The organism is Xanthomonas sp. WHRI 1810A (assembly GCF_040202885.1).
GTDB lineage: Bacteria > Pseudomonadota > Gammaproteobacteria > Pseudomonadales > Pseudomonadaceae > Aquipseudomonas.
Genome location: NZ_JBEGED010000041.1, coordinates 1 through 2548 on the forward strand (window position 1 = coordinate 1; position 2548 = coordinate 2548).

Annotated in this window: 2 protein-coding genes; both read right to left on the reverse strand. The window is 60.1% G+C overall.

The genetic code is table 11. The features are described 5' to 3' along the window. Positions 1 to 146: 146 nt before the first annotated feature. Positions 147 to 1255, reverse strand: a protein-coding gene (locus ABQX22_RS26605) for an IS3 family transposase (RefSeq protein ID WP_256627460.1) whose coding sequence is annotated in 2 segments (ribosomal slippage) — positions 147 to 994 and positions 994 to 1255 — 1110 coding nt in all. Because the reading frame shifts where the segments join, the coding sequence is not laid out codon by codon here. A gap of 137 nt (positions 1256 to 1392) precedes the next feature. Beyond that, entirely contained in the window at positions 1393 to 2373 is a 981-nt protein-coding gene (locus tag ABQX22_RS26610) for an IS5 family transposase (protein ID WP_233403130.1), read from the reverse strand. Positions 2374 to 2548 lie beyond the last annotated feature (175 nt).

Below are 2548 nucleotides of genomic sequence, written 5' to 3' on the forward strand. Positions count from 1 at the left end.
GTCCACACGCAGCAGCACTCCCACCAGGGGGCAGCTTCCTGCGGTTACGTCGGCCTGCTCGCAATAGGTGAAGGTCTGCTGGCGCTGCTTCCCGGAAACGGCATCTTGCTCGACCTGGGTCAGTGCTTGTGTCGACTCCCCGTAATTCAATGCCAGCCAAAATTAGAGGTCTGCGGTTGATGTTGATCACGGAACTCGGCGGGCGTTAGCCCGCCCAGGCTGTCGTGCGGGATCTGCTGGTTGTAGTCGGCCAGCCAGTGTTCGGTCTGTTCGCGAACCTCGCTCAGCGTGCGGAAGAGATGCATGTCCAGCACGCCGCGCCGGTAGCTGCCGTTGAAGCGTTCGATAAAACCGTTTTGCATTGGACGCCCCGGCTCGATGAAGTCCAAGGCGATGCCTTTGCGCTCGGCCCACTCGGCCAAGGCCAATGCGACAAACTCCGGGCCATTGTCCAAGCGAAGTTTGGCGGGGTAGCCGCGCCAGGCTGCGATGCGTTCCAAGGTGCGGATGACGCGGGCGGCCGGGAGATTCAAGTCCACTTCGATCGCCAAGGCTTCCCGACTGAAATCGTCGATGACATTGAACGTGCGGAAGCGTCGACCATCCCACAACGCATCGGACATGAAGTCGATCGACCATCCAGCATTGGGTCGCTCTCCGCATGCCAGCGGTTGTGGATGACGCGTCGGGACCCGGCGCCTGCTGCGACGACGTTGATTGAGTTTCATCAGGCAATACACGCGCCACACCCTTTTGTGATTCCACACATGTCCGCGACGGCGGATGATCTGAAAGAGCTTTCCAAAACCACGCTCGGGAAAACGCTCGGCCAATTCGGACAACAGCGCAATGACCTCCTCGTCGCGATCGGGACGACGCCGATAGCGCACTGTCGAGCGAGCCACGCCAACGACCGCACAGGCCCGGCGCTCGCTCCAGCCATGCTGCTCGACGAGCCAGGCAAGAAGCGGGCGTTTGTGCGCCGGGTCTACAGCTTTTTTGCGATGACATCCTTCAATGCATGGTTTTCCATGGCGAGCTCGGCGTACATGCGTTTGAGCTTGCTGTGCTCGGTCTCCAGGTCGCGAAGGCGCTGCACATCGGCTGCCTCCATGCCACCGTACTTGGACTTCCAGACGTAGTACGTCGCATCGGAAATGCCCAGCTCACGGCACACATCCTTGACCTGGCGGCCGCCCTCAACCTGCTTCAGCGTGGCGACAATCTGGCTTTCGGTGAACTTGCTCTTGCGCATCGTTGGTCTCCTTGGTGGCTAGGGAAGGTCTGAATAACGAGGCCTGAGAGTGCGGGATGTCGCGTCGGTCCGGAGAGTCGCGTTTGGATCTTCGGATCTTCCGCTATTTCTGGCACTTTCCTTGGGAATTCCCCGGGTTACAGGCGCACGCTCCCCATGGCAGGCAGTAACTGCTTTCGCTTCATCCACAGATTGGAGAGCGCAAACAAGGTCAGCACGTGTGCGGTGTTCTTGGCCAGGCCGCGATAGCGGACCTTGGTGTAACCGAACTGGCGCTTGATCACCCGGAACGGATGCTCCACCTTCGCGCGCACGCTGGCCTTGAAGTGTTCCCAACGCTGTTCCCGAGCACGCTCGCGTTTGTTGCCGATGGCTTGCAGCGTCGAACGCTTGGCGGCAATGAAAAATGCAGCCTTGCAGGTCTGCAGTTCTTCGCGTTTGTCCGCACCGGTGTAGCCGCTGTCGCCGAACACGCTGTCTTCTTTGCCATGCAGTAATGCGTGCGTCACCGTGACGTCGGCGACATTGGCGGCTGTGCAATGGACGTGGTGCACCAGCCCGGAAAATTCATCCACGCCGATGTGCGCCTTCATCCCGAAATACCACTGATTGCCCTTCCTGGTCTGATGCATTTCAGGGTCGCGCGCGTGATCGGCGTTCTTGGTCGAACTGGGTGCAGCGATCAGCGTCGCATCGACGATCGTGCCCGACCGCAGGCTCTGCCCCTTGCGTGCCAGATGCGCGTTGACCGCGTCCAGCATCCGCGCGGCAAGGCCATGGGTCTCCAGCAGGCGCCGAAAGTTCAAAATCGTGGTCTCGTCCGGAACGTTGTCCAAGCCACCGAGCTGGGCAAAGCGCCGCAAGGTCGGAATCTCGTGCAGCGCTTCTTCCATCGCCGGATCGCTCAACGCATACCACTGCTGCAGCAAATGAATCCGCAACATCGTCGCCAGTGCGTATGGCTGTCGACCAGGGCGTCCCGACACCGGATAGTGCGGTGCGATCAGACCGAGCAAGTGCTGCCACGGAACGACCTGCTCCATCTCGGCCAGGAAGATCTCCCGGCGGGTCTGCTTGCGCTTGCCCAGGCCTTCAGCGTCGCCGAACGTCAGTTGCATGGATTACTCCTCAACATGAGGCGGGTAGTGTCGCGTATCTATGGTGCGTTGTTCAGAGGTTCCCTAGTAGCAACATGCCGCGCGATCCTAAGTTGCCGTGGCCTTGTTCCAACGGTTCTTCCTTAAGTGCAGCATTTCGCATCGCGCTGCACCGGCCGGCATTCTTTTTTCGGAT